This is a genomic window from Alteromonas sp. ABH4_456 (assembly GCF_056160645.1).
The window spans coordinates 283,445-306,464 of the sequence record NZ_JBSWXO010000001.1; the positions used below are offsets into that span (position 1 = coordinate 283,445).

General features: G+C 48.6%; 22 protein-coding genes. 8 read left to right on the top strand and 14 right to left on the bottom strand.

Translation table 11 applies throughout. From position 1 onward, the window contains the following. Nucleotides 1-15: 15 nt before the first annotated feature. Nucleotides 16-585 carry a phosphoribosyltransferase gene (locus ACXAG2_RS01320; RefSeq protein WP_474864010.1) on the bottom strand — a complete coding sequence of 190 codons (570 nt, stop codon included), beginning with the start codon at nt 583-585 and terminating at the stop codon, nt 16-18. Nucleotides 586-684: 99 nt separating this feature from the next. After that, nucleotides 685-1,881: a lipoprotein-releasing ABC transporter permease subunit gene (locus ACXAG2_RS01325; RefSeq protein WP_474864011.1), complete on the bottom strand. Its 1,197-nt coding sequence runs from the start codon at nt 1,879-1,881 to the stop codon at nt 685-687. Between the two features lie 111 nt (nt 1,882-1,992). Between ACXAG2_RS01325 and ACXAG2_RS01330 the strand changes: the two genes are divergently transcribed. Genes ACXAG2_RS01330 through ACXAG2_RS01340 form a run of 3 tightly spaced genes read left to right on the top strand, consistent with a single transcriptional unit; the run spans nt 1,993 to nt 7,564 of the window. Then, a complete protein-coding gene (locus ACXAG2_RS01330; protein ID WP_303573996.1) occupies nt 1,993-2,586 on the top strand; it encodes a PilZ domain-containing protein in 594 nt (197 codons plus the stop codon). 50 nt (nt 2,587-2,636) lie between these two features. Beyond that, a complete protein-coding gene (gene mfd / locus ACXAG2_RS01335; RefSeq protein ID WP_474864013.1) occupies nt 2,637-6,128 on the top strand; it encodes a transcription-repair coupling factor in 3,492 nt (1,163 codons plus the stop codon). 2 nt (nt 6,129-6,130) lie between these two features. Next, on the top strand, nt 6,131-7,564 hold the full coding sequence (locus ACXAG2_RS01340; RefSeq protein WP_474864015.1) for a CsiV family protein: 1,434 nt from the start codon (nt 6,131-6,133) through the stop codon (nt 7,562-7,564). 20 nt (nt 7,565-7,584) lie between these two features. Here the strand turns inward: ACXAG2_RS01340 and ACXAG2_RS01345 are convergent, their stop codons facing one another. Continuing rightward, on the bottom strand, nt 7,585-8,955 hold the full coding sequence (locus ACXAG2_RS01345; RefSeq protein ID WP_474864017.1) for an SLC13 family permease: 1,371 nt from the start codon (nt 8,953-8,955) through the stop codon (nt 7,585-7,587). 199 nt (nt 8,956-9,154) lie between these two features. On the opposite strand from ACXAG2_RS01345, the gene ybaK reads away from it, so the two are divergent. Then, the gene (ybaK, locus tag ACXAG2_RS01350) at nt 9,155-9,640 is read left to right on the top strand and encodes a Cys-tRNA(Pro) deacylase (protein ID WP_474864018.1); all 486 of its coding nucleotides are present in this window, start codon (nt 9,155-9,157) and stop codon (nt 9,638-9,640) included. 11 nt (nt 9,641-9,651) lie between these two features. Here ybaK and ACXAG2_RS01355 read toward each other — a convergent pair whose 3' ends face one another. From ACXAG2_RS01355 to pheS, 4 genes are all read right to left on the bottom strand, one after another. Beyond that, nucleotides 9,652-10,230: a hypothetical protein gene (locus tag ACXAG2_RS01355; protein ID WP_474864020.1), complete on the bottom strand. Its 579-nt coding sequence runs from the start codon at nt 10,228-10,230 to the stop codon at nt 9,652-9,654. 120 nt (nt 10,231-10,350) lie between these two features. After that, nucleotides 10,351-10,650, bottom strand: a complete 300-nt coding sequence (gene ihfA / locus ACXAG2_RS01360; protein WP_070123303.1) for an integration host factor subunit alpha — start codon at nt 10,648-10,650, stop codon at nt 10,351-10,353. A gap of 3 nt (nt 10,651-10,653) precedes the next feature. Continuing rightward, nucleotides 10,654-13,041 carry a phenylalanine--tRNA ligase subunit beta gene (gene pheT / locus ACXAG2_RS01365; protein ID WP_474864021.1) on the bottom strand — a complete coding sequence of 796 codons (2,388 nt, stop codon included), beginning with the start codon at nt 13,039-13,041 and terminating at the stop codon, nt 10,654-10,656. A gap of 12 nt (nt 13,042-13,053) precedes the next feature. Beyond that, entirely contained in the window at nt 13,054-14,034 is a 981-nt protein-coding gene (gene pheS, locus ACXAG2_RS01370; protein ID WP_119501595.1) for a phenylalanine--tRNA ligase subunit alpha, read from the bottom strand. A 139-nt stretch (nt 14,035-14,173) separates the two neighbouring features. On the opposite strand from pheS, the gene ACXAG2_RS01375 reads away from it, so the two are divergent. Next, on the top strand, nt 14,174-14,302 hold the full coding sequence (locus ACXAG2_RS01375; protein WP_474864023.1) for a hypothetical protein: 129 nt from the start codon (nt 14,174-14,176) through the stop codon (nt 14,300-14,302). Here ACXAG2_RS01375 and rplT read toward each other — a convergent pair. From rplT to thrS, 4 genes are all read right to left on the bottom strand, one after another. Further along, nucleotides 14,299-14,655: a 50S ribosomal protein L20 gene (gene rplT, locus ACXAG2_RS01380; RefSeq protein WP_018981377.1), complete on the bottom strand. Its 357-nt coding sequence runs from the start codon at nt 14,653-14,655 to the stop codon at nt 14,299-14,301. The two genes, ACXAG2_RS01375 and rplT, sit on opposite strands and share 4 nt — an antisense overlap. Before the next feature lie 16 nt (nt 14,656-14,671). Next, entirely contained in the window at nt 14,672-14,869 is a 198-nt protein-coding gene (rpmI, locus tag ACXAG2_RS01385) for a 50S ribosomal protein L35 (RefSeq protein WP_012518091.1), read from the bottom strand. Nucleotides 14,870-14,985: 116 nt separating this feature from the next. Beyond that, nucleotides 14,986-15,525 carry a translation initiation factor IF-3 gene (infC, locus tag ACXAG2_RS01390; protein ID WP_474864437.1) on the bottom strand — a complete coding sequence of 180 codons (540 nt, stop codon included), beginning with the start codon at nt 15,523-15,525 and terminating at the stop codon, nt 14,986-14,988. A gap of 77 nt (nt 15,526-15,602) precedes the next feature. Continuing rightward, complete coding sequence (thrS, locus tag ACXAG2_RS01395; protein ID WP_474864025.1) at nt 15,603-17,519, bottom strand: threonine--tRNA ligase; 1,917 nt, start codon at nt 17,517-17,519, stop codon at nt 15,603-15,605. A 207-nt stretch (nt 17,520-17,726) separates the two neighbouring features. On the opposite strand from thrS, the gene ACXAG2_RS01400 reads away from it, so the two are divergent. Together ACXAG2_RS01400 and ACXAG2_RS01405 are read left to right on the top strand one after the other, a co-directional pair. Continuing rightward, the gene (locus ACXAG2_RS01400; protein ID WP_474864026.1) at nt 17,727-18,662 is read left to right on the top strand and encodes a fructosamine kinase family protein; all 936 of its coding nucleotides are present in this window, start codon (nt 17,727-17,729) and stop codon (nt 18,660-18,662) included. After that, nucleotides 18,662-19,696: a DUF3080 family protein gene (locus tag ACXAG2_RS01405; protein ID WP_474864028.1), complete on the top strand. Its 1,035-nt coding sequence runs from the start codon at nt 18,662-18,664 to the stop codon at nt 19,694-19,696. Before ACXAG2_RS01400 ends, ACXAG2_RS01405 begins: the two co-directional genes overlap by 1 nt. A 26-nt stretch (nt 19,697-19,722) precedes the next feature. Here ACXAG2_RS01405 and ACXAG2_RS01410 read toward each other — a convergent pair whose 3' ends face one another. The 3 genes from ACXAG2_RS01410 to ACXAG2_RS01420 form a co-directional block, all read right to left on the bottom strand. After that, nucleotides 19,723-20,343, bottom strand: a complete 621-nt coding sequence (locus ACXAG2_RS01410) for a CAP domain-containing protein (protein WP_474864030.1) — start codon at nt 20,341-20,343, stop codon at nt 19,723-19,725. A 133-nt stretch (nt 20,344-20,476) separates the two neighbouring features. Further along, nucleotides 20,477-21,025 carry a YaeQ family protein gene (locus ACXAG2_RS01415; protein WP_474864031.1) on the bottom strand — a complete coding sequence of 183 codons (549 nt, stop codon included), beginning with the start codon at nt 21,023-21,025 and terminating at the stop codon, nt 20,477-20,479. Between the two features lie 113 nt (nt 21,026-21,138). Further along, nucleotides 21,139-21,765 carry a CPBP family intramembrane glutamic endopeptidase gene (locus tag ACXAG2_RS01420; protein WP_119501600.1) on the bottom strand — a complete coding sequence of 209 codons (627 nt, stop codon included), beginning with the start codon at nt 21,763-21,765 and terminating at the stop codon, nt 21,139-21,141. A 260-nt stretch (nt 21,766-22,025) separates the two neighbouring features. Here ACXAG2_RS01420 and ACXAG2_RS01425 point away from each other — a divergent pair, with 260 nt between their 5' ends. Further along, nucleotides 22,026-22,844 carry a MurR/RpiR family transcriptional regulator gene (locus tag ACXAG2_RS01425; protein WP_474864033.1) on the top strand — a complete coding sequence of 273 codons (819 nt, stop codon included), beginning with the start codon at nt 22,026-22,028 and terminating at the stop codon, nt 22,842-22,844. Nucleotides 22,845-23,020: the final 176 nt, after the last annotated feature.

A 23,020-nucleotide genomic window follows, 5' to 3' on the forward strand; every position in this document is an offset into this window, starting at 1 on the left:
ATTTAACAGCAGGATCTACGAGTCTTTCTTATAAAGAATATCCATCACACCGGCCAGTTCGGTTTTACCTTCCCGCACTTCTTCCTCACTCAAACCAGCGATTTCGTGAGGAAATACCAGCCACTCATCGCTCTGATTTACATAATAGTCAGGAACAATTTCCGTCTTGTTGTTCTGTGGCTTGTACCAGGGGCAGGCAATACGGATATCTTTCGGCATATTCAGACGCATCAGTTTACGCACCTGTTTGATAAGCGCATCCACACTGCGGCCGGAATCAAATACATCATCAACAATCAGCAGTTTGTCGTCAGCATTAGCATTCTCGACCAGATAATGCAGACCGTGAACACGGATTTCTTTCGACTGTTTGTTGATACCGTAATAAGACGATGTTCTCACTGCGATGTGGTCAGTGGGGGTATTTTTGAATTCAAAAAATTCCTGAACAGCGATACCAATAGGCGCACCACCACGCCAGATACCGATAATGAAGTCCGGCCGGAAGCCATCTTCATATACCATAGCCGCTAAACGGAACGAGTCTTCCAGAAGAGATTGGGAGGTAATAAAGTTTTTGTTCATAGCATTTATCCGGCCAGATTTGAAAGGCGGGAAGTATAGTGAAAATTAAGGTTATTTGCACGCAAAATTAACCACATGGTCAACATGGTACAAGCCAGTTTATTCGTTCTGCAGCGCCGTAGCAGGATGCACTTTCATCGCTCTCACAGCAGGGTAAACACTGGCCAGCAAACACAATACCAGTGAAAACAGTGTCACCATAATGACCTGATGCCAACGTAAATCCACAGGTATCCCCTGCCCGTCGGCAGACAATGCCAGCTGAATATCCAGCAGTGCCAGCAAATTATTCAGTTGCAACACTACTACTACACCCAGTACCAGACCAAGTATAGCGCCCTTCACACCGTTAAACAGGCCATTAAGTAAAAAGACTGTCCGTATCTGACCGGCTTCCATTCCCTGAGTTTGTAAAATGGCAATGTCACCCTGCTTTTCAGTGACTACCATCACCAGCGCAGAAACAATATTAAATGCAGCGACTGCAATGATGAGCAGCAGCATCATAAACATCATGTTTTTTTCCATTTTCACGGCATCGAACAGGGGCCCCTGACGTTCCCGCCAGTTATCGGATGAAAAGCCCTGCCCGTCTAATGTGTTTATGACCGCACTGTAATTAAAGGCGTCGTTAAGGAAAAGGCGGGTATCTGAGGGCGCATCCTGAGGTTTCCTTAATAACCTTTTCAGATCGTCCAGATGCATAAAGATGACCTTGTCATCCATCTGAGAATTAACCCCGTACAACCCTGCTACTTTTACAATACGCTGAGCCGGCATGCGTCCCAGCGGGGTGTATACACTCGCTCCAGCCACAAGAAGACGCATTGTATCCCTCGGCCTGAGATCGAGTTGAACAGCCAGCGCCTGACCGGCAATCACGTTAAAACTGCCGCTTTCCAGACCGGTGAACTTACCGGCCACCATGTTTTCTGCCACCACAGAGTCCTGCATATCTTCCGGCACAACGCCCTGAATCTGCACACCTCTGAGTCCGCTTCTTGCCTGTAAAACCCCTTCTGTTTCGATAAACGGCATGACATGATCTACACCGGCAATGCTTTCAAAAAAGGCCGCAGATGGTTCTGCATGTACAACCACATGAGGAAGAATGCCGAGAATGCGCTGCTTTAATTGCCCTTCAAACCCGTTCATCACCGATAACACAATGATCAGCGCCATCAAACCCAGCGCAATCCCAGCGACTGAAAAAAAGTTAATGAACGAAACAAAGCTATTTTGTTTATTCGCAGTAGAATAGCGCAGCGCCAGAAAGGCAGAGACTGGTTGAAACATGAAAACCCGGCGTCGGAAAAAGTAAATGGCGTAATACGGCAACCGTATTAGTAAAGTTGTTAGTCTACGTGTAAGCTTTACTACGTACAAGATTGATGTAGCAGGATTTAAATGAGCAACGAGACATTGGCAGATAAACAGGCACAATTTGACGAGTTCTTCATGATTACCAGTGAACTGCCGGTAAACGTAGTGCCGCTGGAAGCGGGTAAACCCGTTCCTGCCAGTGACGATCTTGAATCCGTCATGCCCTATGCATTCAGAATCGCCGGGGAAATGGCTGCTATCGAGGCACAGGCATTAAGACCGCTGCGTAATCTCGGAGACCACGCTGCAGCGCTGACTGATTATCTGAACCATCAGGCCAGAAAAATCGACCTGATGATGTCTTATATACTGCACCAGCAGGACGATGAGACCTGTCGCTATCAAACCGTTAAGTTTGGCGGCGGCGGTATAATCGTCAGTACCGCATCGCCTTACGAAACCGGCACGCTGGCTGAACTGAAGCTGTTTCTCAATCAGGAAGCGGCGGCTGTTTATTGTTTCGGTGAAGTTATTGCTTGCCAGCAGCACGGAGATGATTACCATATATCCTTCATTTTCCGCAGCATCCGCGAACAGGATCAGGAATTGCTGGTGCGCGCCAGTTTGCATTTGCAAACCCAGCAGCTGCGCAAACGCGCTCAGGACAAACAGGAATAGTTCGCTCTCACGCAACTCCATGATAACCAGCCAATAGTTTTCAAGGTGACATGACAGCCACAATTTTTTCTTTACCACTGCCGAAGGCAAAAAAGGCCGGCAGCACAGGTGATCACCAGCAATGGGGTCAGTTAAAAGGCAGTAGCCGCGCTCTGGCCGTCAGCCAGGCATATAAGCAGCATAAAGGACCGGTGGTTGTTATCACCGCTGACACACCGTCTGCCATGAAGCTCCAGCGGGAACTTGCATGGTTTTTAGATAACGACCGTAGTGTTACCACCTTGTTCCCTGACTGGGAAACTCTGCCTTATGACATGTTTTCGCCCCATCAGGATATTGTATCCCAGCGGATGGAAACTTTGTACCGGATGGCGAACGAGCCCCGCGGTATCTTCATCGTTCCCGTAAACACGCTGATGCAACGGCTGGCACCGGTAGATTATTTGAATAAATATCTGCTGATGGTTCATAAGGGCGATACCCTCGACCGTGAACAGTTCCGGCGCAATCTCGAACAAGCCGGCTATCTGCATGTAAATCAGGTAATGAGCCACAGCGAATTTTCCATTCGCGGTTCCATTATCGACCTGTTTCCTATGGGCAGTGACAGACCATTCCGCATTGATTTGTTCGATGATGAAATTGATTCTATCCGCTATTTTGAAACAGAGAATCAGCGCTCTGCGGATGCGGTTGATGAAATCCGGTTGTTACCGGCGAGAGAATTTCCCACCGACAAAGCTGCACTTTCAGCCTTCAGAGCCCGTTACCTGGAAACCTTCGACAGCAACAGTTCGCAGGAATCGGTATTAAGTCAGGTATCCAAAGGCACGATGCCCGGCGGCATCGAATACTACCTGCCGCTGTTTTTTGACCATACCGCTACCCTGTTTGACTATCTCCACGATAATACCGTCCTGATGCTGCATGGCGATGTCATGGACGCCAGCGAATTTTACTGGGCAGATGTGGCAGAGCGTTACGAACAGCGCAGATACGACTTATCACGCCCCCTGCTCAGCCCTGAAGCACTGTTTCTGCCAGTTAACCAACTTTTCGAACAGGTAAAAAACTGGCCGCGGATTTCACTGCACACAGACGCTTTAGAAGAAAAAGCAGGAAAATCCAACCTCGGATGCGAAAGCCTTAAAGACATCGCGTTTAATCCACAGAAGAAACAGCCGGCTCAGGCGCTGACGGAAAAAATGAAAGCCGCACGGAATGCCGGCAGCCGTGTGCTTTTCTGTGCTGAATCTCAGGGACGGCGGGAAAACCTGCTGACTCTGCTGAATAAAGCAGGGATCCGCCCTGAAGCCGTTCAGCATTTCAGTGCCTTCATCGACAGTGATATTGCTGCAGGTATTTGTGTTGGTCTGGTTGAAAACAGCTTCGAGTGGCAGCGTGAACAGGGCAATATTCTGTTTATTACTGAAACAGAACTGCTGGGCCATAAGGTCAGTCAGCGCCGCTTACGTGACAAACGGCAGGCAACGGATGAAAGTGCCATTATCCGCAACCTCGCTGAACTGTCTGTTGGACAACCGGTGGTTCACTTTGATCACGGCGTGGGCAGGTATACGGGTTTGCAAACCCTGGATGCCGGCGGCGTGATGACCGAGTATGTGTGCATTGAATATGCAAAGCAGTCAAAGCTTTACGTGCCGGTGTCTTCTCTGCATTTGATTTCACGCTATACCGGCGGCGATGTTGATCATGCGCCACTGAATTCACTGGGCTCAGATGCGTGGACAAAGGCGAAACAAAAAGCAGCCGAGAAGGTCCGCGATGTGGCTGCAGAACTGTTGAATGTCTATGCCAAACGGGCAGCGAAACCGGGTTACGCCTACGACATCAACTGGGAAGATTACCAGAGCTTTGCCGACAGCTTTCCTTTTGAAGAAACACCGGATCAAATTCAGGCCATCAATGCCGTTATTCAGGATATGGGTTCACCGCAGGCCATGGACAGACTGGTTTGTGGTGACGTGGGCTTCGGTAAAACAGAAGTAGCCATGCGGGCAGCTTTTCTGGCTGCCAATCACGGTAAACAGGTGGCCATACTTGTGCCAACCACCCTGCTGGCACAACAGCATTTTGAAAATTTCAAAGACCGCTTTGCAAACTGGCCGTTTAATATTCAGGTAATGAGCCGTTTTGTCAGCGGTAAAGCGCAGAAATCCGTTGTCGACGGCATCAAAGAGGGCCAGGTGGACATCGTGGTGGGCACCCACAAACTGCTCAGCAGCGACATTGAATTTAACGATCTTGGCCTTGTGATCATTGACGAAGAACACCGCTTTGGCGTGCGTCAGAAGGAAAAATTCAAATCCCTGCGTGCAGATGTAGATATTCTGACCCTTACCGCTACCCCCATACCGAGAACGCTGAACATGGCATTGTCCGGTATGCGTGATTTATCCATCATCGCTACGCCGCCGGCACGCCGCTTATCGATAAAGACTTTTGTGCAGCAACGCAATACGTCCGTGATCCGTGAAGCGGTTATGCGTGAAATTCTTCGTGGTGGTCAGGTTTACTTCCTCCACAATGAAGTGGATACCATCGAAAAAACCGCTAAAGAAATTGCCGAAATTGTCCCTGAAGCGCGTATTGCCACCGGTCACGGACAAATGCGTGAGCGGGAACTGGAAACCGTGATGAGTGATTTCTATCACCAGCGCTATAACGTGCTGGTGTGTACCACTATCATTGAGACCGGTATTGATGTTCCTACCGCTAACACTATCATTATGGACAGAGCCGACCACCTCGGTCTGGCGCAGCTTCACCAGTTGCGCGGACGTGTGGGCCGTTCTCACCACCAGGCATACGCATACCTGCTTACCCCTCATCCGAAGCGGATGACGAAAGATGCGGCCAAGCGTCTGGAAGCCATCGCCAGCCTGGAAGATCTGGGCGCAGGCTTCGCACTGGCTACCCATGACCTTGAAATTCGTGGTGCCGGTGAATTGCTCGGCGATGATCAATCGGGGCAGATAGCCTCTATCGGTTTTACGCTGTACATGGACATGCTGGACCAGGCTGTGACAGCATTGAAGGAAGGTCGCGAGCCCAGTCTGGAAGATGCTTCAGCCAATCAGACGGAAATTGAGCTGCGTATTCCTGCGCTGTTGCCCGATGACTATATTGCAGATGTGAATCAGCGTCTTTCACTCTATAAGCAACTGGCAAGTTGTCAGAGTAAAGATGCCATTGATGAATTCCAGGTTGAGTGTATAGACAGATTTGGCTTACTGCCGTTGCCGGCTAAACAACTTATCAAAGTCGCTGAACTCAAACTCATCGCAAAACGGTTGGGTATAACAAAAATCGACCTGACCAGCATTGGCGGCACCATTGAATTCAGAGAAAATACGCCGGTGGATCCGGGGTATATCATACAACTGGTACAAACCCGTTCTGATACGTTCGGTTTTGAAGGCAGCCAGAAGTTGCGTCTGGTGAAGAAAACCGAAACAGCAGAAGAACGGTTATCCCTGATTGAAAATGTACTGAACGACTTTGCCATGGAGACAAAGTAAGCATGAAACGGGTAGTCGCTTTAGCAGCAGGACTTCTTTTAAGTACCGCTCCACCAGTATTTGCTGCGGATGACTGGTGGTTTGATGTGGAAGTGATCATTTTCGATCGTAACCTCAGCATCAGTGAGCTCAATGAGCAATTTGCTGAAACACCACTGGCTCAGTCTGTGGCTGAATTAAATCTGATTGATAACTATCTTCGTCCTGATATCAGTTACATTAAGCAAGGTCTCGCCACCTGTGGTGTGCCCTCCTCCCCTTTGTGGATGGATACGCCGTCACTGGAAGACATTCAGGCTGACTATGCACGCTGGAAAGCATCACAGTCACTGTTATCAGAGAATACCTGTACAGGCGCTGATAACACAGGTTTGTCAGACAGTCGTGCATCTGATTTTAGCGCAGCAACGGACTTATCTGATGAAACAGAACTGTCTCAGCAGAACCGCGAAGATGCGCTGGCAGAAGCGTTCAGCGAAGAAACCGGCAATGACGGGTTTTCATCCGGCCAAATGGCCGTTGCAGACGAGGAACCGGTTACGCCGGCTTTTGACCCTGTCACAGATTCAGAAATCGCTGAGTACTGGATTGCTTTTTCCGGGATCAATACGGTTAAACCCATCACTGTGCCCCGTTTCAGCTACTGTGAACCGCCGCGGGACTGGTTAAGCTGGCAAAATGGTGAATGGCAGACTTACAAACCGGATAATTCTCTTCCGGCACCGGATGTTGTGCCGGAGTTTCTTGACGGCCGGGATACAGAATTCGCCCGGTTTGCACACTTGCTGCCTTATAACAGTCTGGAACTGACTAAACTTTCACGGCAGATCCGGCAAACCCGTGGCTTGAACCGTATGCTTCATATTGCCTGGCGTCAGCCGGTGAAGTTCGGTGAACAAAAAGCTGCAGCCATGCGGATCATCGCCGGCGACAATTATGCGGACAGTTTCACCATGAACGGTGAAGCCATTAAACCGGCATTACCGCAATCTGCCGAACAGGCAGAGGCACAAGAAAATTTAACGCTGACACAGGATGATTTCTTTACGCAGTTATCTTCACGTCTGAACCACGCCGGCAAGGTGAGTTTTGACGACATGATGGCAGCGGGACCTGAACACATAATGCAGACGGATACAGCACAAAATACGACTGTCGCACAGGCTAACGAAGGCCTTACTCCTGCCATCTGGCAATTAGATGGTTTTCTTAAAGTGTATCTGAAATATATTAACCGGGTACCTTATCTGCACATCGACAGTGAGATGCAGTACCGTCAGCCGGTAACAACCGGAGAGAGCGAAAATGGGCAGCCTGAATTTGAATTGCAGGCGGTGCCTTTTCATCAGGTACGCCGGGTGATCAGTAAACAAATCCACTACTTTGACCACCCCATGTTTGGCATGATTGTGCAGATCAGAAGACATCAGCAATAGCTGATGTCTTTCACCGGCAGCTAAAGGCGTGTGACAATGACCACGCCGGTGACCACAAACGCTACCACAATATTCAAAATGGTGCCCTCTCTGACCATTGTCTGCATATTAATATGACCACTACCATACACAATCGTATTTGTCGGCGTGGCCACCGGCATCATAAACGCGCAACTGGCGCTGATAGCAGCAGGCATCATTAACACCACAGGGTCGAGGTCGAGGGCAATAGCGGCACTGGCCAGAATTGGCATCAACAACGTAGCTGTGGCTGTATTGGATGTCACTTCAGTCACAAAGCTCACTGCAAGACACAGCACCAGGATCAGCAGCATGACCGGTAATACTGATAAACTGGTCAATGCTTCCCCCAGCACCACACTTAATCCTGATACAGTGAAAGCTTTGGCCAGACAAATACCGCCGGCGTAAACCATCAGCAGACCCCAGGGGATCTGAGCGGCAGTATCCCAGTCGAGGATTTGTCCCGGCTTTTCCTTATTGCCGTCAGGTATCAGGCACATCATTACCACACCGGCCATGGCGATAGTACTGTCACTCACATTCGTCATGCCCAGCCACTGTGTCCAGAACGGCCGGAAAACCCAGGCCAACGCAATAATTAAGAATGAAATCAGCACCCGGCGCTCAGCCGGTTTCCAGTCACCGGTGTCCGGTAACACCATTGTGGGGATCTGACCAAGATGACGTGTAAGCCACAGCGCCATCACCGGAATAGCCAGTATGACTACCGGAATACCGGTTTTCATCCAGTCCAGAAAGCTCAGCTCAGTGCCGGTAGTTTGCTGATACACACTCATAAAAATGATATTCGGCGGCGTACCAATTGGTGTACCTACCCCTCCGATACTGGCGGCGTAGGCAATCCCCAGTAAAATGGCTGACGCCAGACGGGGAGAATCCACAGAGCTGATTATCGCCAGTGCAATGGGCAGCAGCATCAGCGTAGTGGCAGTATTCGATATCCACATACTGAGAACCGCTGAGGTGAGCATAAAACCGAGCACCAGCCGCTTAGCATTTGAGACTCCGGTAAGCTTCAGCATATAAACTGCCAGCCTGCGGTGTACGCCGGATTTTTCCAGCGATTTGGACAACATAAAGCCGCCCATCAACAACAAGATAACGTGGCTTCCCAGCGCCGATGAGGCTTCCTGATAGGTCATCACTCCCGCCATGGGAAAGGCAAAAAACGGAATAAGAGATGTGACGGGAATAGGTAATGCTTCGGTCATCCAGAGCATAGCGATAAGAATAGTAAGACCGGCCGTCAAACTCATGATCTGGCCGAAGTCATTACTCATCATAATGACAAAAATACTCAGACTTGCCAGTACTGACAAGGCAATAAAGCGTGATTTAACTTGCATACATACATTTCCGGGCGCGTGATGCACCGACTACGTGGTGAAAGAAACTGATGGCAGGCGTCTTCGCAATTGAGTCTTAATCCGGTTTATTTTTATTATTTGATTAAGTTAGCGCGTTGATATTGATATCATAAAAACCGGCATTGATGCAAAAATCAAAACGCACAAAACTCTTTTTATCTTCCTAAGTTGAGGCCCTATGACGCCGGCGATTAATCTTCTGAAAAAGAAGAAAGTGACACATCAGGTATTAAAATACGAACATGATCCCGCTGCGCCTTCATACGGACTGGAAGCCTGCGATAAACTGCACCTCGATCCTGTAACAGTTTTTAAAACACTGGTAGCAGAAACAGATAAGCAGCAATGGGTTGTCTGCATCATACCCGTGGAAGATAAGTTGAGTATGAAAGCTGTGGCGAAAGCAGCCGGCGCGAAAAAAGCAGCCATGGCCGCCCCTGCAGACGTCGAGCGGACTACAGGCTATATTTTAGGTGGGGTAAGTCCGCTGGGACAAAAGAAAAGACTACCGGTGTTAATTCACAATTCAGCGCAGAACCTGGAGAAAATGCACGTCAGTGCCGGCCGCAGAGGGCTTGAAGTCGGTTTGAAACCGTCTGATTTAAGTGCACTGACCGCTGCTACATTTCACCCGCTGACCGTCAGCAGCGAAGATAACGGGTGAAACCATGCTGATTATTCGCCGGTACCCGGCCGGATAGCTTCCCGGTCCCCGTTGTTTGCTCCGGCATAGCGTGACTGCCACATTTCTCTGGCTGCCTCACGTTCTTTCTCACCGGGAGCTTGTCCTGACGACAACGTGACAGCAATCTGCTCAATGATCTGATCCCGCTTGGTGATCAGTGCTTCCACTTGCGGGAACAAATCTTTCGCTTCCGGGTACTTCACCTTCAGACTGTCGATGTCTTCAAGGGCATAGTAACGTTCTTCAAACTCATCATTAAACAAGCTGCGTTTGGCATTGAACCTTACGTATTCAACCGCCTGAGATGACGCAAGATACTGCATGTCAGTTGAACTCAGTCCGGCCTGTTCCGCCACTTCCTGCGCCCGGTTCATCCATTTTTCAAGCGCTTCGCTGTCGCCATCAGCAACAGCCTGCTTAATTCCGGCTTCCAAATCAGAAGCATGAAGAATATCCATCACCGTAATTACCGGTACCGGGGTCTGTTCTGAAGAAGAATCGGACAAATAAATGAAATACCCCGCCACAGCAACAAGAATCAATGCTGCGAGGAATCCTGCTTTTTTCATTGCAACTCCTGCATAAATGCAATTTTAAAAACGAAAAAGGCAATACGCAGCGCGCATTGCCCTAATAAAGAACATCAATACCTGACAAACGAGGCACCGCTTACAGATGCCGTAACGACGTTACTCTGTCGGTGGCTTTGAGTTTTCAACCCGGCTTTTGAGCTTCTGCCCGGGACGGAATGTAACCACCCGTCTGGCTTTGATCGGAATATCTTCACCGGTTTTCGGGTTTCTTCCGGGACGCTCGTTCTTATCACGCAGGTCAAAATTACCAAAACCTGACAGTTTCACTTGTTCACCAGATTCTAACGCTTCCTTGATTTCCTCAAAGAAGGCTTCCACCAAATCCTTAGCGTCTTTTTTATTAATACCCAGTTTTTCGAATAAGTGTTCAGCCATTTCGGCTTTGGTCAATGCCATAATCTACTCTCTTAACGCTGCCCCAAACTCTGATTCCAGCCCTTTAACTACGGTGTCCACTGCTTGTTGTATTTCAGCTTCTTCCAAAGTTTTATCAGGATCCTGTAGTACAAGAGACAGTGCGAGGCTCTTATCGCCGGGCTCGACACCCTTCCCTTTATACACATCGAACAAGTTTAGGCCAACTAGTTGATTTACGCCAATTTTTTCTACGAAAGAAAGAATCGCTCCAACGGTAATTTCATCTTTGACCGTAATGGCAATATCACGACGGTTCGCCGGGAACCTGGAAATTGCTCTTGCCTGTGGCAAGCTACGCTCAGAAATTGCTTTAAGATCAAGCTCAAAGACGAAAACGCGACCATTTACACCTAACAGTTTAGTAAACTGTGGGTGAATTGCACCAACATAACCGATTGATTTGCCATTTAAAAGCACTTCTGCAGTCATACCCGGATGCAATGCGCTGTGTTCGCCTTTTACAAAGGTGACTGACTGCCCACCGGCTTTGAGTGCCAGTAGCGCTTCCACATCCCCTTTGGCATCAAAGAAATCTACCGCACTGTCGTCGCTTAACCAGCTTTCGTGATAACGGCGACCGGCAACCACACCGGCAATTACCGGCTCCTGGCGCACACCCTGCGGCGCATCGCTGTCAGGGATAAAACGTAAACCAGTTTCGAACAATCTGACCCGCGCCTGCTGACGCTTCTGGTTGTAAGCCGTCGCGCCCAGTAATCCCGGCCACAGGCTTAAACGCATAACAGACATATCCGCCGAGATAGGATGTGGTAACACCATGCCTTCCTGAGACGGGAATAAACCACTTTGTACTTTAGGGTCAACAAACGAATACGTAATGGCTTCGACGTAACCCCGTGCAGTAAGTTCAGATTTAAAACGGGAAACAGGAATCGCCGACTCGCTGCTGTCCAGCAGCTTCAGGCTGCCTTTCGGTGCCTGGTCAGAAATATTGTTGTAACCATAAACACGGGCCACTTCTTCAATCAGATCTTCTTCAATGGCAATATCAAAACGGTAGCTTGGTGCTTTCGCTTCCCAGCCTGAGTCCGTTACCGTGACATCCAGGCCCAGTCGGGTAAGAATATCAGTCACTTTATCGTCAGCAATATCAATACCCAGCACACGGCTCAAACGTACACGGCGTAATACCACATCAGAAGACACTGGCAGTGAGGCTTCATTTACGGCTTCAACGACCGGACCCGGCTGACCGCCACAGATATCCAGAATAAGTGCCGTGGCTCTTTCCATCGCTTTACGTTGCAGCAACGGATCCACACCACGCTCATAGCGGTGAGATGCATCGGTATGCAAACCGTATTGACGGGCACGACCGGCAATAGCATCACGGCTGAAGAACGCACTTTCCAGCAGAATATGCTTCGTTTCTTCGTTCACACCCGAGTGCAGACCACCGAAAATACCGGCCATGGCCAGTGCTTTGCTGTCATCGGCGATGACCAGGGTGTTGCCTTTCAGCTCAACGGTGTTCTCATCAAGCAGAGTCAGTTGCTCTCCGGCATGCGCAAGACGAACGTTGATATTGCCGTCGATGGCATCCAGATTAAATGCATGTAACGGCTGACCCAGCTCAAGCAGAACGAAGTTAGTGACGTCTACGATAGGGTCAATTGAACGAATTCCGCAACGACGCAGCTTTTCTTTCAGCCACAGCGGCGATTCTGCTTTAACGTCTACGTTGCAGATAACACGGCCCAGATAACGTGGACACGCTTCAGGTGCGCTTAAGGTAATCGCCAGTTTGTCATCAATAGACGCTTCCACGTCTTCGATAGCCGGCTCAGTGACGTCGGAACTGTTCAGTACACCTACTTCACGGGCTAGGCCACGAATACCCAGACAGTCTGCACGGTTAGGTGTTAAATCGACTTCAATGATATTATCATCGAGATTCAGGTAATCGCGAATGTCCATGCCAAGCTCTGCGTCTGCAGGAAGCTCAATGATGCCGCTATGATCCTCTCCCATGCCAAGCTCAGAAAAGCTGCAAAGCATACCGTGAGAAGGCTCGCCACGAAGTTTGGCCTTCTTAATCTTGAAATCACCGGGAAGTACTGCTCCGACTTTCGCTACTGCAACTTTCAATCCTTCGCGACAGTTAGGCGCACCGCATACGATGTCCAGTAATTCCTCTTCACCGACATTAATTTTTGTCACTCTGAGTTTGTCTGCATTCGGATGCTGACCGCACTCAACTACCTTACCCACTACCACACCGGAAAATTCCGCTGCAACGGGCTCGACGCCATCCACTTCCAGACCAGCCATGCTAAGCTGCTCAGATAAGGCACCGGTAGAAACCTGTGGGTTAACCCACTCTCTTAACCACTGTTCACTAAATTTCATGATTGCTTTGCCTTAATTGAACTGCTTCAGGAAACGAAGATCGTTTTCGAAAAATGCGCGCAGGTCGTTAACGCCATAGCGCAGCATGGTCAGACGTTCAACGCCCATACCAAAAGCAAAGCCGGTGAATTCTTCAGGATCAATGTGTACTGCTTTCAGTACATTCGGGTGCACCATACCGCAGCCCAGTACTTCCAGCCATTTACCACCTTTACGACGCACATCCACTTCGGCAGAAGGCTCTGTAAACGGGAAATAAGAAGGACGGAAACGCACTTCAAGTGACTCTTCGAAAAAGTGTTCAAGGAAGTCATGAAGAATGCCTTTCAATTCAGCGAAGCTGACATTGCGGTCAACCATGAGACCCTCCACCTGATGAAACATCGGTGTGTGTGTCTGGTCGTAATCATTACGGTAAACACGGCCCGGCGAAATAATACGCAGTGGTGGCTTTTCCGTTTCCATAGTACGAATTTGCACACCGGAAGTCTGGGTACGCAGCATCACATCAGGATTAAAATAAAAGGTATCGTGATCAGCCCGTGCCGGGTGATTGGCCGGAATATTCAGTGCATCAAAGTTGTGAAAGCTGTCTTCCACTTCCGGTCCGGTTTTAACAGCGAACCCTAGCTGACCAAAAAAACCTTCGATTCGTTCAATCGTGCGGCTGACAGGGTGTATGTTCCCCGGCACTTCCTGACGACCGGGCGCTGACACGTCCACAGCTTCTTCAGACAGCTTTGCATTCAGTTCAGCGGCACGTAACGCTTCGCCCTTAACACTGATAGCCTGCTGAATTTGCTGTTTGGCCTGATTAATTTTTTGTCCGGCTGCAGGACGTTCTTCGTTAGACAGTTTGCCCAACCCTTTTAACAGGTCAGTCAGCTTGCCTTTCTTACCCATAAACTCGACGCGCACATTATCGAGCGTGGCTGCATCTTCGGCAGCGTCAATCTGGCTTTGTGCCTGACTGATGATCGCTTCAAGCTCCATGTTATCCTCAATTTGGCATGGTAGTGGTGGAAAAACAGCGTTGCTGCTTAACCAAAAATTCTAAACCCGTAGTTTACACGACAGACAAAGAATACGGCTACCCTAAGAGGCTGAATATTCCAACATTTACAGGATTAATTTGCGATTTGAGCGCTTATTGCCAGAGGCTGCGGAAGAATGGAAAAATTTTTGCGCTGAAACGAAAAACGGCGAGCATCCTGCTCGCCGTTTCCCGAAAGAACTTAAACTTAATTTGTTAAAAAATTAAGCTAATGCGCCTTTAGCCGCTTCGACTAATGCGCTGAATGCTACCTTGTCATGTACCGCGATGTCGGCAAGGATCTTACGATCGATTTCAACAGACGCTTTCTTCAGACCGTTGATGAAACGGCTGTAAGACATGCCATTTTGACGTGCCGCAGCGTTAATACGTGCAATCCACAATTGACGGAATTGACGTTTGCGCTGACGACGGTCGCGATATGCATATTGACCAGCTTTCGTTACGGCCTGTACCGCTACGCGATAAACACGTGAACGTGCACCGTAATAACCTTTTGCCTGCTTGAGGACTTTTTTGTGACGAGCACGTGCGATAGTGCCGCGTTTTACTCTAGCCATTAATCAGTCTCCTCTCTTATACGTAAGGCAACATGCGCTGAACCAATTTGGTATCAGAATCATGAACCAGTTTTTTGCCACGAAGGTGACGTTTACGCTTAGAGCTCTTCTTAGTCAGAATGTGACGTAAGTGAGACTGTTTGCTTTTAAAGCGGCCAGAACCCGTTTTCTTGAAACGTTTGGCGGCACCGCTTACAGTTTTCATTTTAGGCATTGCTAAAACTCCGCATTGTTTAATATCGGCCTTCAGTGTGCAGTCACTTATTGCCGGCTAATGTTTGCAGCAGGGTGTTTCAAAGGTGCAGATTCTCTGAAAACTTTAGACCACTACTACCTCTTAATTGGGGCAAGCACCATGATCATCTGGCGGCCTTCCACGCGACGTGGAAAAGACTCGCAAGTGGCAATGTCTTCTAAATCCGTTTTAACACGGTTCAGTTGCTCAATGCCGATCTCCTGGTGGGCCATTTCACGTCCGCGGAAACGAATCGTGACTTTAGCCTTATCCCCACTTTCCAGAAAGCGACGCAGGTTGCGCAGTTTTACCTGGTAATCGCCTTCATCAGTGCCAGGGCGAAATTTAATCTCCTTGACCTGAATTTGCTTCTGTTTTTTCTTTTGCTCTTTCTGAGCTTTACTTTTCTCAAAGAGGAATTTGCCATAGTCCATAACTTTACAGACTGGCGGCTCAGCATTTGGACTGATTTCCACAAGGTCGAGACTGGCAGCTTCTGCCGTCTGCATCGCTTCTGCGAGAGTGACTACACCCACCTGTTCGCCATCTTTACCGATTAATCGTACTTCGCGAGCACGGATCTCGTCATTAATGCGGGCTTTATCGCCCTGAGCCTTATTATTAGCGCTTTTAATGTGCTAATCCTCCAAAAATTAAAAACTGATGCCCGCCAGTTTCTCATGCTAGCGGGCTGAATCTTATACACTCACCATTACTTAACGGTTTTCTCCGCAACTTCCTTTTGTGCCAGTTCAATGAAGGCATCAACAGACATTGAACCTAAATCATCACCTTTACGGGAACGAACGGCGATGTGCCCTGCTTCGACTTCTTTGTCACCACAGACCACCATGTAAGGAACGCGCTTTAAAGTGTGCTCGCGGATTTTAAAGCCTATCTTCTCATTTCTCAAGTCAGACTTTACTCTAAATCCTGCATTCTGCAGTTTTTGTACAGTTTTTTGCACATATTCAGCCTGATTGTCGGTAATATTCATCACCACCATCTGCTGAGGTGCTAACCAGAGCGGGAAGAATCCGGCAAATTCTTCAGTAAGAATACCGATGAAACGTTCAAGAGAACCTAACACCGCACGGTGAATCATCACCGGAACACGACGCTCCCCATCTTCAGCAACATAAGTTGAACCTAAGCGGCCAGGCATAGAGAAGTCGAGTTGCACAGTACCACACTGCCATGCACGGTCCAGACAATCATACAGGGTAAATTCAATTTTAGGGCCGTAGAAGGCACCTTCGCCCGGTAACCAGCTGAATTCGATACCCTTGCTGTCCAGCGCTTCTGCCAGTGCTTTTTCTGCTTTGTCCCAGATTTCATCACTGCCTACACGCTTTTCAGGGCGGGTAGACAACTTAACTTCGATTTTTTCGAAGCCGAACGCTTTGTAAGCGTCGTAAATCATGTCGATACACAGACCCACTTCACTGAGGATTTGTTCTTCAGTACAGAAGATGTGCGCATCGTCCTGGGTGAAACCACGTACACGCATCAGACCATGCAGTGCACCAGAAGGTTCATTCCGGTGACAACAACCGAACTCTGCCATACGCAACGGCAGGTCGCGGTAGGATTTCAGACCCTGATTAAAGATTTGCACGTGACCCGGGCAGTTCATCGGCTTAATCGCATATTCACGCTTTTCCGATTCCGTGGTGAACATGTTTTCAGCGTATTTATCCCAGTGGCCGGATTTTTCCCACAATACGCGGTCCATCATCAACGGACCTTTTACTTCGTCGTAGGAATAGCTTCGCAGCATTTTACGCACGAACTGCTCAAGCTCGGTGTAAATAGACCAGCCGTCGTTGTGCCAGAACACCATGCCCGGCGCCTCTTCTTGCCAGTGAAAAAGATCCAGGGTTTTACCGATTTTACGGTGATCACGCTTTTCTGCTTCTTCCAGACGTTGCAGATAGGCTTTCAACTGTTTCTTGTCTGCCCAGGCTGTACCGTAAATACGCTGCAACATTTTGTTGTCGCTGTTACCGCGCCAGTAGGCACCCGCCACTTTCATCAGTTTGAAATGTTGACAGAACTTCATGTTCGGTACGTGAGGTCCACGACACATATCGATGTATTCTTCGTGGTGATACAAACCCGGGAAAGAATCCTTTGGAATGTTCTCGTCGAGAATTTCCATTTTATAGGTTTCGCCGCGGGCTTCAAAAGTATCCCGCGCTTCCTGCCAGCTTACGTTTTTCTTCACTACGTCGTAGTTAGTTTTAGCCAGCTCCAGCATACGCTTTTCAAGCTTCTGCAAATCTTCCTGCGTCAGGCTGTGTTCCATATCAACATCGTAGTAAAAGCCGTTGTCGATAGTCGGACCGATTGCCATCTTTGCATCAGGCCATAACTGTTTAATAGCGTGGCCGATTAAGTGCGCGCAGCTGTGACGGATGATTTCAAGACCATCTTCGTCTTTAGCGGTAATGATTTGCAACGCTGCGTCAGACTCAATCAGGTCGCAGGCGTCTACACGGTCGCCGTTAACACGGCCGGCAATGGTCGCCTTGGCGAGACCGGGGCCGATGTCAGCAGCAACATCCATTACCGAAACAGCAGAATCGAAAGCGCGCTGGCTTCCGTCAGGAAGTGTAATTACAGGCATGTTATATCCTTTACAGTGGTGACGCCTACTCTGCGCCACTTGCATTAATTTGTGGTGTACAGCGTTAAAATAACGCAATGAAAAAGTATTCAGATGCCTACCTGCATCTGACAAAAGAGACCGAATTATAACGGCTTAAATGCTGTGCGCAATGACACATTACTTTAATTGTGAATACAGCAGTTTTCGTTGCTGGCATTCACAGTAATGTTTGCCATAATTTCTCCATGGTTCACCTGGCGGTCAATGACGTTTATTCCTATGTGGCATTTCATCTGCGAACATATAAGCGATGCAACACAGACATTTTTCAGTTACACAAAACGTGCAACGATCAGCGGCGGTGATACCCACTCTGCCTTTGTTATCAATGATGAAACCCACCGGTACTTTGTAAAAATCAACCCGCTGTTGAATGGCCATAAGCTGCGTTACGAAATGGACGGACTGAAGGCTTTATCCCGGTCCGGCGCGCTGTATGTACCCGCCGCAGTGTGTCACGGACAAATCGACGAAGATGACCAGCATTTTGAATATCTGGTGCTGCAACATCTCAAGTTGCGCCAGCCCGGCAAAGGCGAATGGTCTGTGTTCGGCGAGCGGCTGGCCACGCTCCACCGTACAGCCCTCGCCCAACAATTTGGCTGGCACGAAGACAATTACATTGGTCAGACCCGGCAACACAATACGCTCAACAAAAACTGGTCCCGCTTTTTTGCCGAAACCCGGATTGGCCTGATGATGGAAGATTGTGCCCGTCACGGGATTCGCCTCACCAATATTGATGTACTGGTGACGCAAATCCATACGCTGTTAAAAGAGCATCAGCCACGTGCGTCATTACTGCACGGCGATTTATGGAGTGGCAATGCCGGTTTTTGTAAGTTCGGCCCGGTCATTTACGATCCGGCGGTTTACTATGGTGACCGTGAAGCAGACATCGCCATGACAGAGCTTTTCGGCGCGTTTCCACAAGAATTTTACGCCGGATATAACCAGACATGGCCACTGGATAAAGGTTACCGGTACAGAAAGCACATCTATAACCTCTATCATTTGCTCAATCATGCGTTACTTTTTGGCGGACACTATATACAATCGTGCAAAGAACAAATTTCCGCTATCCGGCAACCTGTTGAGTAATGCCAAAGACACTCCTGACATTCCTGAAGATACTGTTGCCTGTTATCGCCGTCCTGATTTTGAATGGCTGCGGACTGGCGCCCCCGCTGACGAAAGACCTTGAAGAATACGCCTCCCGCCTGGCACGGGTGCTCGATAGCAGCCTCCCTGATGTAGAATCTGAAACAACGCTCCCCTATCCTTCCCGGCAAGCGCTGTTTAATCCCCTTGAAGAGGCTGAGATAACCTTACCCGATTTTTATTCTATTCAGTCCTGTGAATTAGGTACGCTGGTAGCAGAAAGGAACACCACGCTTGGAAAACATCAGGATGCCGCTGCGAGCTGGGTATATGAATCAGCGCTGGTGACGGCACTGGAAAATTGTGGCAGAAAACTAAAACAATCTGATGAGAACCCGTCACTTGCCAGCCGGCTGGATGAACTGCGGGCAATGAAAGCAACACAACTGCAGAAAGTGTGGGCGAACCTGATCCAAACCAGTACCGAAACCCGCCAGGCGTTCTCTCAGAGCAAGGAATTGATAACCGCTGATAGTAACCGCGATGCCGAAAGCGGTATTAATGCTCTGGCCTGGTTAACAACCCTGCCTGATGAAGGAAATGTCACATCAGAACAAATTAACGGGCAACTTAAAATTCTGGAATCATCCCGCATTCCGGCCAAAGTCTGGAAATCTCAAAAAGTCTTCTCGGCACATTTATCTGCCCTGAACCGCTTACTCCCCGCTCCTCTGGCAGACATTAACTGTGATAACGGTAAAGCCTCTGAACAGGCAGAAATACTCAGAAATGTTTTTTATCTGTTCTTCATTGAACGCATACAACCTGCCGGCAGCCAGTTGAATCAGTACATGTATAAACTGCAGCCGGCACTGAATGCGCTTCAGGCATCCCCTTATTTGTCTGAGGCATTCAAAGACTATTTAACTGAGCGTGAACTGGAGTTCCGGCAATACCGTGAGGTGATGGCAGAACATATCGGATTGTGGCAGCACTTCCTTGGACGGTGCAATTTATCGCCACAGGCGGGATGATGTCACAGGGCATAACTGCCCGTCAGTCACTGTGGCGAAGACAGGTTAATTTCAGGCTTAACTTGCTGTACAACAAAAATGCCTTTGTCGGGTATAAACTCAAAGTCCGGCACCGGCAGATTGTCCGCCGCCTTTGTGACATAAACAACCCAGTATTCCACGTGAGGCGCATGACGGTCGGAATAAAATCCTACGCCGATAAACTGCTGTTCCCGATAAAAATCAAGCTCACCGAGCAGATGTTGCCGGTGAGACTTTGAGCCTTTAAAAGCACGCCAAACAGAATCCGGTGTCGTGTAGCCGCCGGCAATAGCTTCCACCTGATTACCCATAACACCGCTGTAATAGCGTGGCAGCGGAAAACCGATTTCCCGCAAACGGCTGTTCGGACTGCCTCCCACATTGTGCATGACCATACCAACCTCAGCCATGACCCGGGCTTTATCATCGGCGGCCTGAGCAAGCAGCGGATGACATTGAATGGAAGCGCGCTGCTGTAACGGATCCTGCTGTATCAGTTTTGCCAGAGCAATGGCCTGCGGGCTGAAGCCGCAAGCCGTTACATCGTTATCTGCGGTTTCTTCTGCCGGGATCACAGCAAAGGGCGTGAGTAACATGGTAAAGAAAATTGACCTGAATATTTGCAATGCACTTCCTTATGAAAAGCCCATAAAACGGCGAAGCGTATCGTCTAACATATCGGGTCTGTCAAACCAGTCAAGCCTGAAGCTCGAAAAACTAATCGCAGAGACGGGGCAGACAGAAAGTTCTGCCCTGGCTTTACATCCGCTGTTCTGTTGATACTTCAACACTTTCTGTTACACCGCCACCTTCAATATTAAGCCACATCTGACCATCCTGAACAGTAACCTGAATTTGCATTGAGCGCTGAACTGCGTTTGCCAGCCGGGTCACCACTGACTCAGGCAAGGTGAAAACCGATAAATTTTTCCGGCTCTGAAGTTTGTTTTGCTCTTTTTTCCACCACACTTCGAAACTGTTATCGGCGCAGGCATAAATGAGCATTTGCCGGCTCTGGTTACAGCCTTTTTTAATCCGTTGTTCTGAGGGCTGGCCCAGTTCAATCCACAGTTCAATTTCATCACTCAGGCTTTTTTGCCACAAATCAGGTTCATCATCATCAGACAAGCCTTTGGTAAATTGCAGCCGTTCATGGGCATTGGCGATAAATGCGACGATACGCAACATCATACGTTCATCGTTTTCAGAGGGATGACGGGCAATGGTCAGGTTGTGGTCGTTATAATAATTGCGGTCCGTATCCGTTATGGATAGTTCTGCTTTGAAGATAGTCGCTTTCAGTGCCATGGGTATTCCGGATAATCTGACGATGCCGGCAGCAAAATCACAGACTGCCAGACAATAAATTCAAGCTATCTTAACAGCTTATGCCCTCGACAGTGCGACTTCTTTACACGTCATCAGGGAGGAGAAATCACCAGGTAAGATCCAAGACCAATAGTGAAAATAAAGCTGCCCCAAATCGCATGTTCAACAACGACAACCGGTGTAGAACGTGTCTGCATATAACGGTAACCAAACAGCGCACCACCGAACCACGAAAGTATCATGGCAATCCAGTTACCATAAACCAGATGCACCAGTCCGAAAACGAAGGTACTGATCCCCCAACGCATCATTTTTGACGGCAAAATGGTCTTATAACGATGGAAAAAATACGTGCGGAAAATTATTTCCTGAGGGATCACCGAAACGATGGGATAGATCAGTAATGTCAGCATCCATAATTCAGGTTCGTTTAGTGGCCATTGCAGAAACAGTTCCGGCTTTATCAGATAAACCAGTGCGCCCAGCAGGCAGGCCCAGGGAATGAACAATTTTAATGTAGTACGAAGGTGAGTGAAAAAATCCTGCCAGTGCCACAATCTGAAACGCTTGAACTGTTTATCCGCGAGCAGTACAGCAAGGCAGGCAACACCGGTGAGCCCCAACAAAGGCATCAGGTATCCGGCGACCTGATTAACCCAATAGGCAATTGCCAGCGGTAACATAAAGAACAGCGCAATCATTTCCGCCCACAAACGCATCTGAAAAGCCCCTAACAAATTAATATGACAGTACCGTGACATTATAATGCTATTCGTCCCGTTATGGTGAAAGAATCAGCGTTTATTTATCAATAATTGGTATGAAAAAAAGACAGCAGAAACGAAAGAGGCCTGGCGGCATTTACAATATCATCCAAGGCTGCTCCCTTTCCGGAAAAGGATTGATTTGCTAAAAGGTTGGCTCTGAAGCAATTTTGCATTACCTTTGTCCCGGTAATGATTAGAAAAGAGCGGGTTAAATGGCGTCGCCAAAAGATTTATTAGGCCTTATTGAGCAGCAATACCCTTCTCTGTCGCCTTCAGCCAGGCAGATTGCCGCCTACGTTCAGCAACATCCCATCGCACTGGTGAGTAAAAGTACTGCTGAAATCGCCAGACTGAGCGGCACATCTAAAGCTACCGTCAGCCGTTTTTTCCGTCAGTTAGGGTTTGAGTCTCACCAGGATGTGAAAGACGCCATGCTGTCGATGCGTGAAAAAGGCCTGCCATTACCACTGGACGAAAATCAGCCGGATCATTATCAACAGGAAATCCGCAATTTAGCTATGACCTTCGACGGACTGAAACCGGACACGGTGGATCAGGTAGTGTCGTTGCTGGCAGATTCTGAACGAATTACGCTTATAGGTTACAGGAACGCTTACCCGCTGGCGCTGCATTTCAGACAGCAACTGAAACAGGTACGCAGCACAGTAAGGCTTTTGCCTCAACCCGGCCAGTCGCTGGGTGAAGATCTTATTGATATTCCGGAAAATGAAGTGGTGATCTTGTTGGGCTTTCGCAGACGCACCCGTATATTCTCCCGGATTGTAGACGCGCTGAATGCCCACACCACCGTTTTGATCACCGACCCCACGGGCCAGGTGTATAACCAGAAAGTGTCTCATCTGCTGGTTTGCCATCCCGGCCAGCAACATGCCTTCGACAGCTATGCAGCACCTATGAGCCTGATCTCTTTTCTCGCGAACAGAGTATTTGAAAGGCTGGGTGATAAAGCTGTAAAACGCGCCGCCCGCATTGCCAGTATGTACGATAATCTCGACGAGCTTGAACCTTAATGCGTTTTCAGTAGTCGAACTAAAATGCGACTAAATGCGTAAAAAAATCGTCATTTTAGATTGATTATTTTTTGACCTTTATGACAGTATACAAATTACTGGTCTGATAAGGCGGTGCCGGCCGCATTTGAACAGTGTAAGGACAACGGGCAATTACCTGCGCACAACGGACGTGA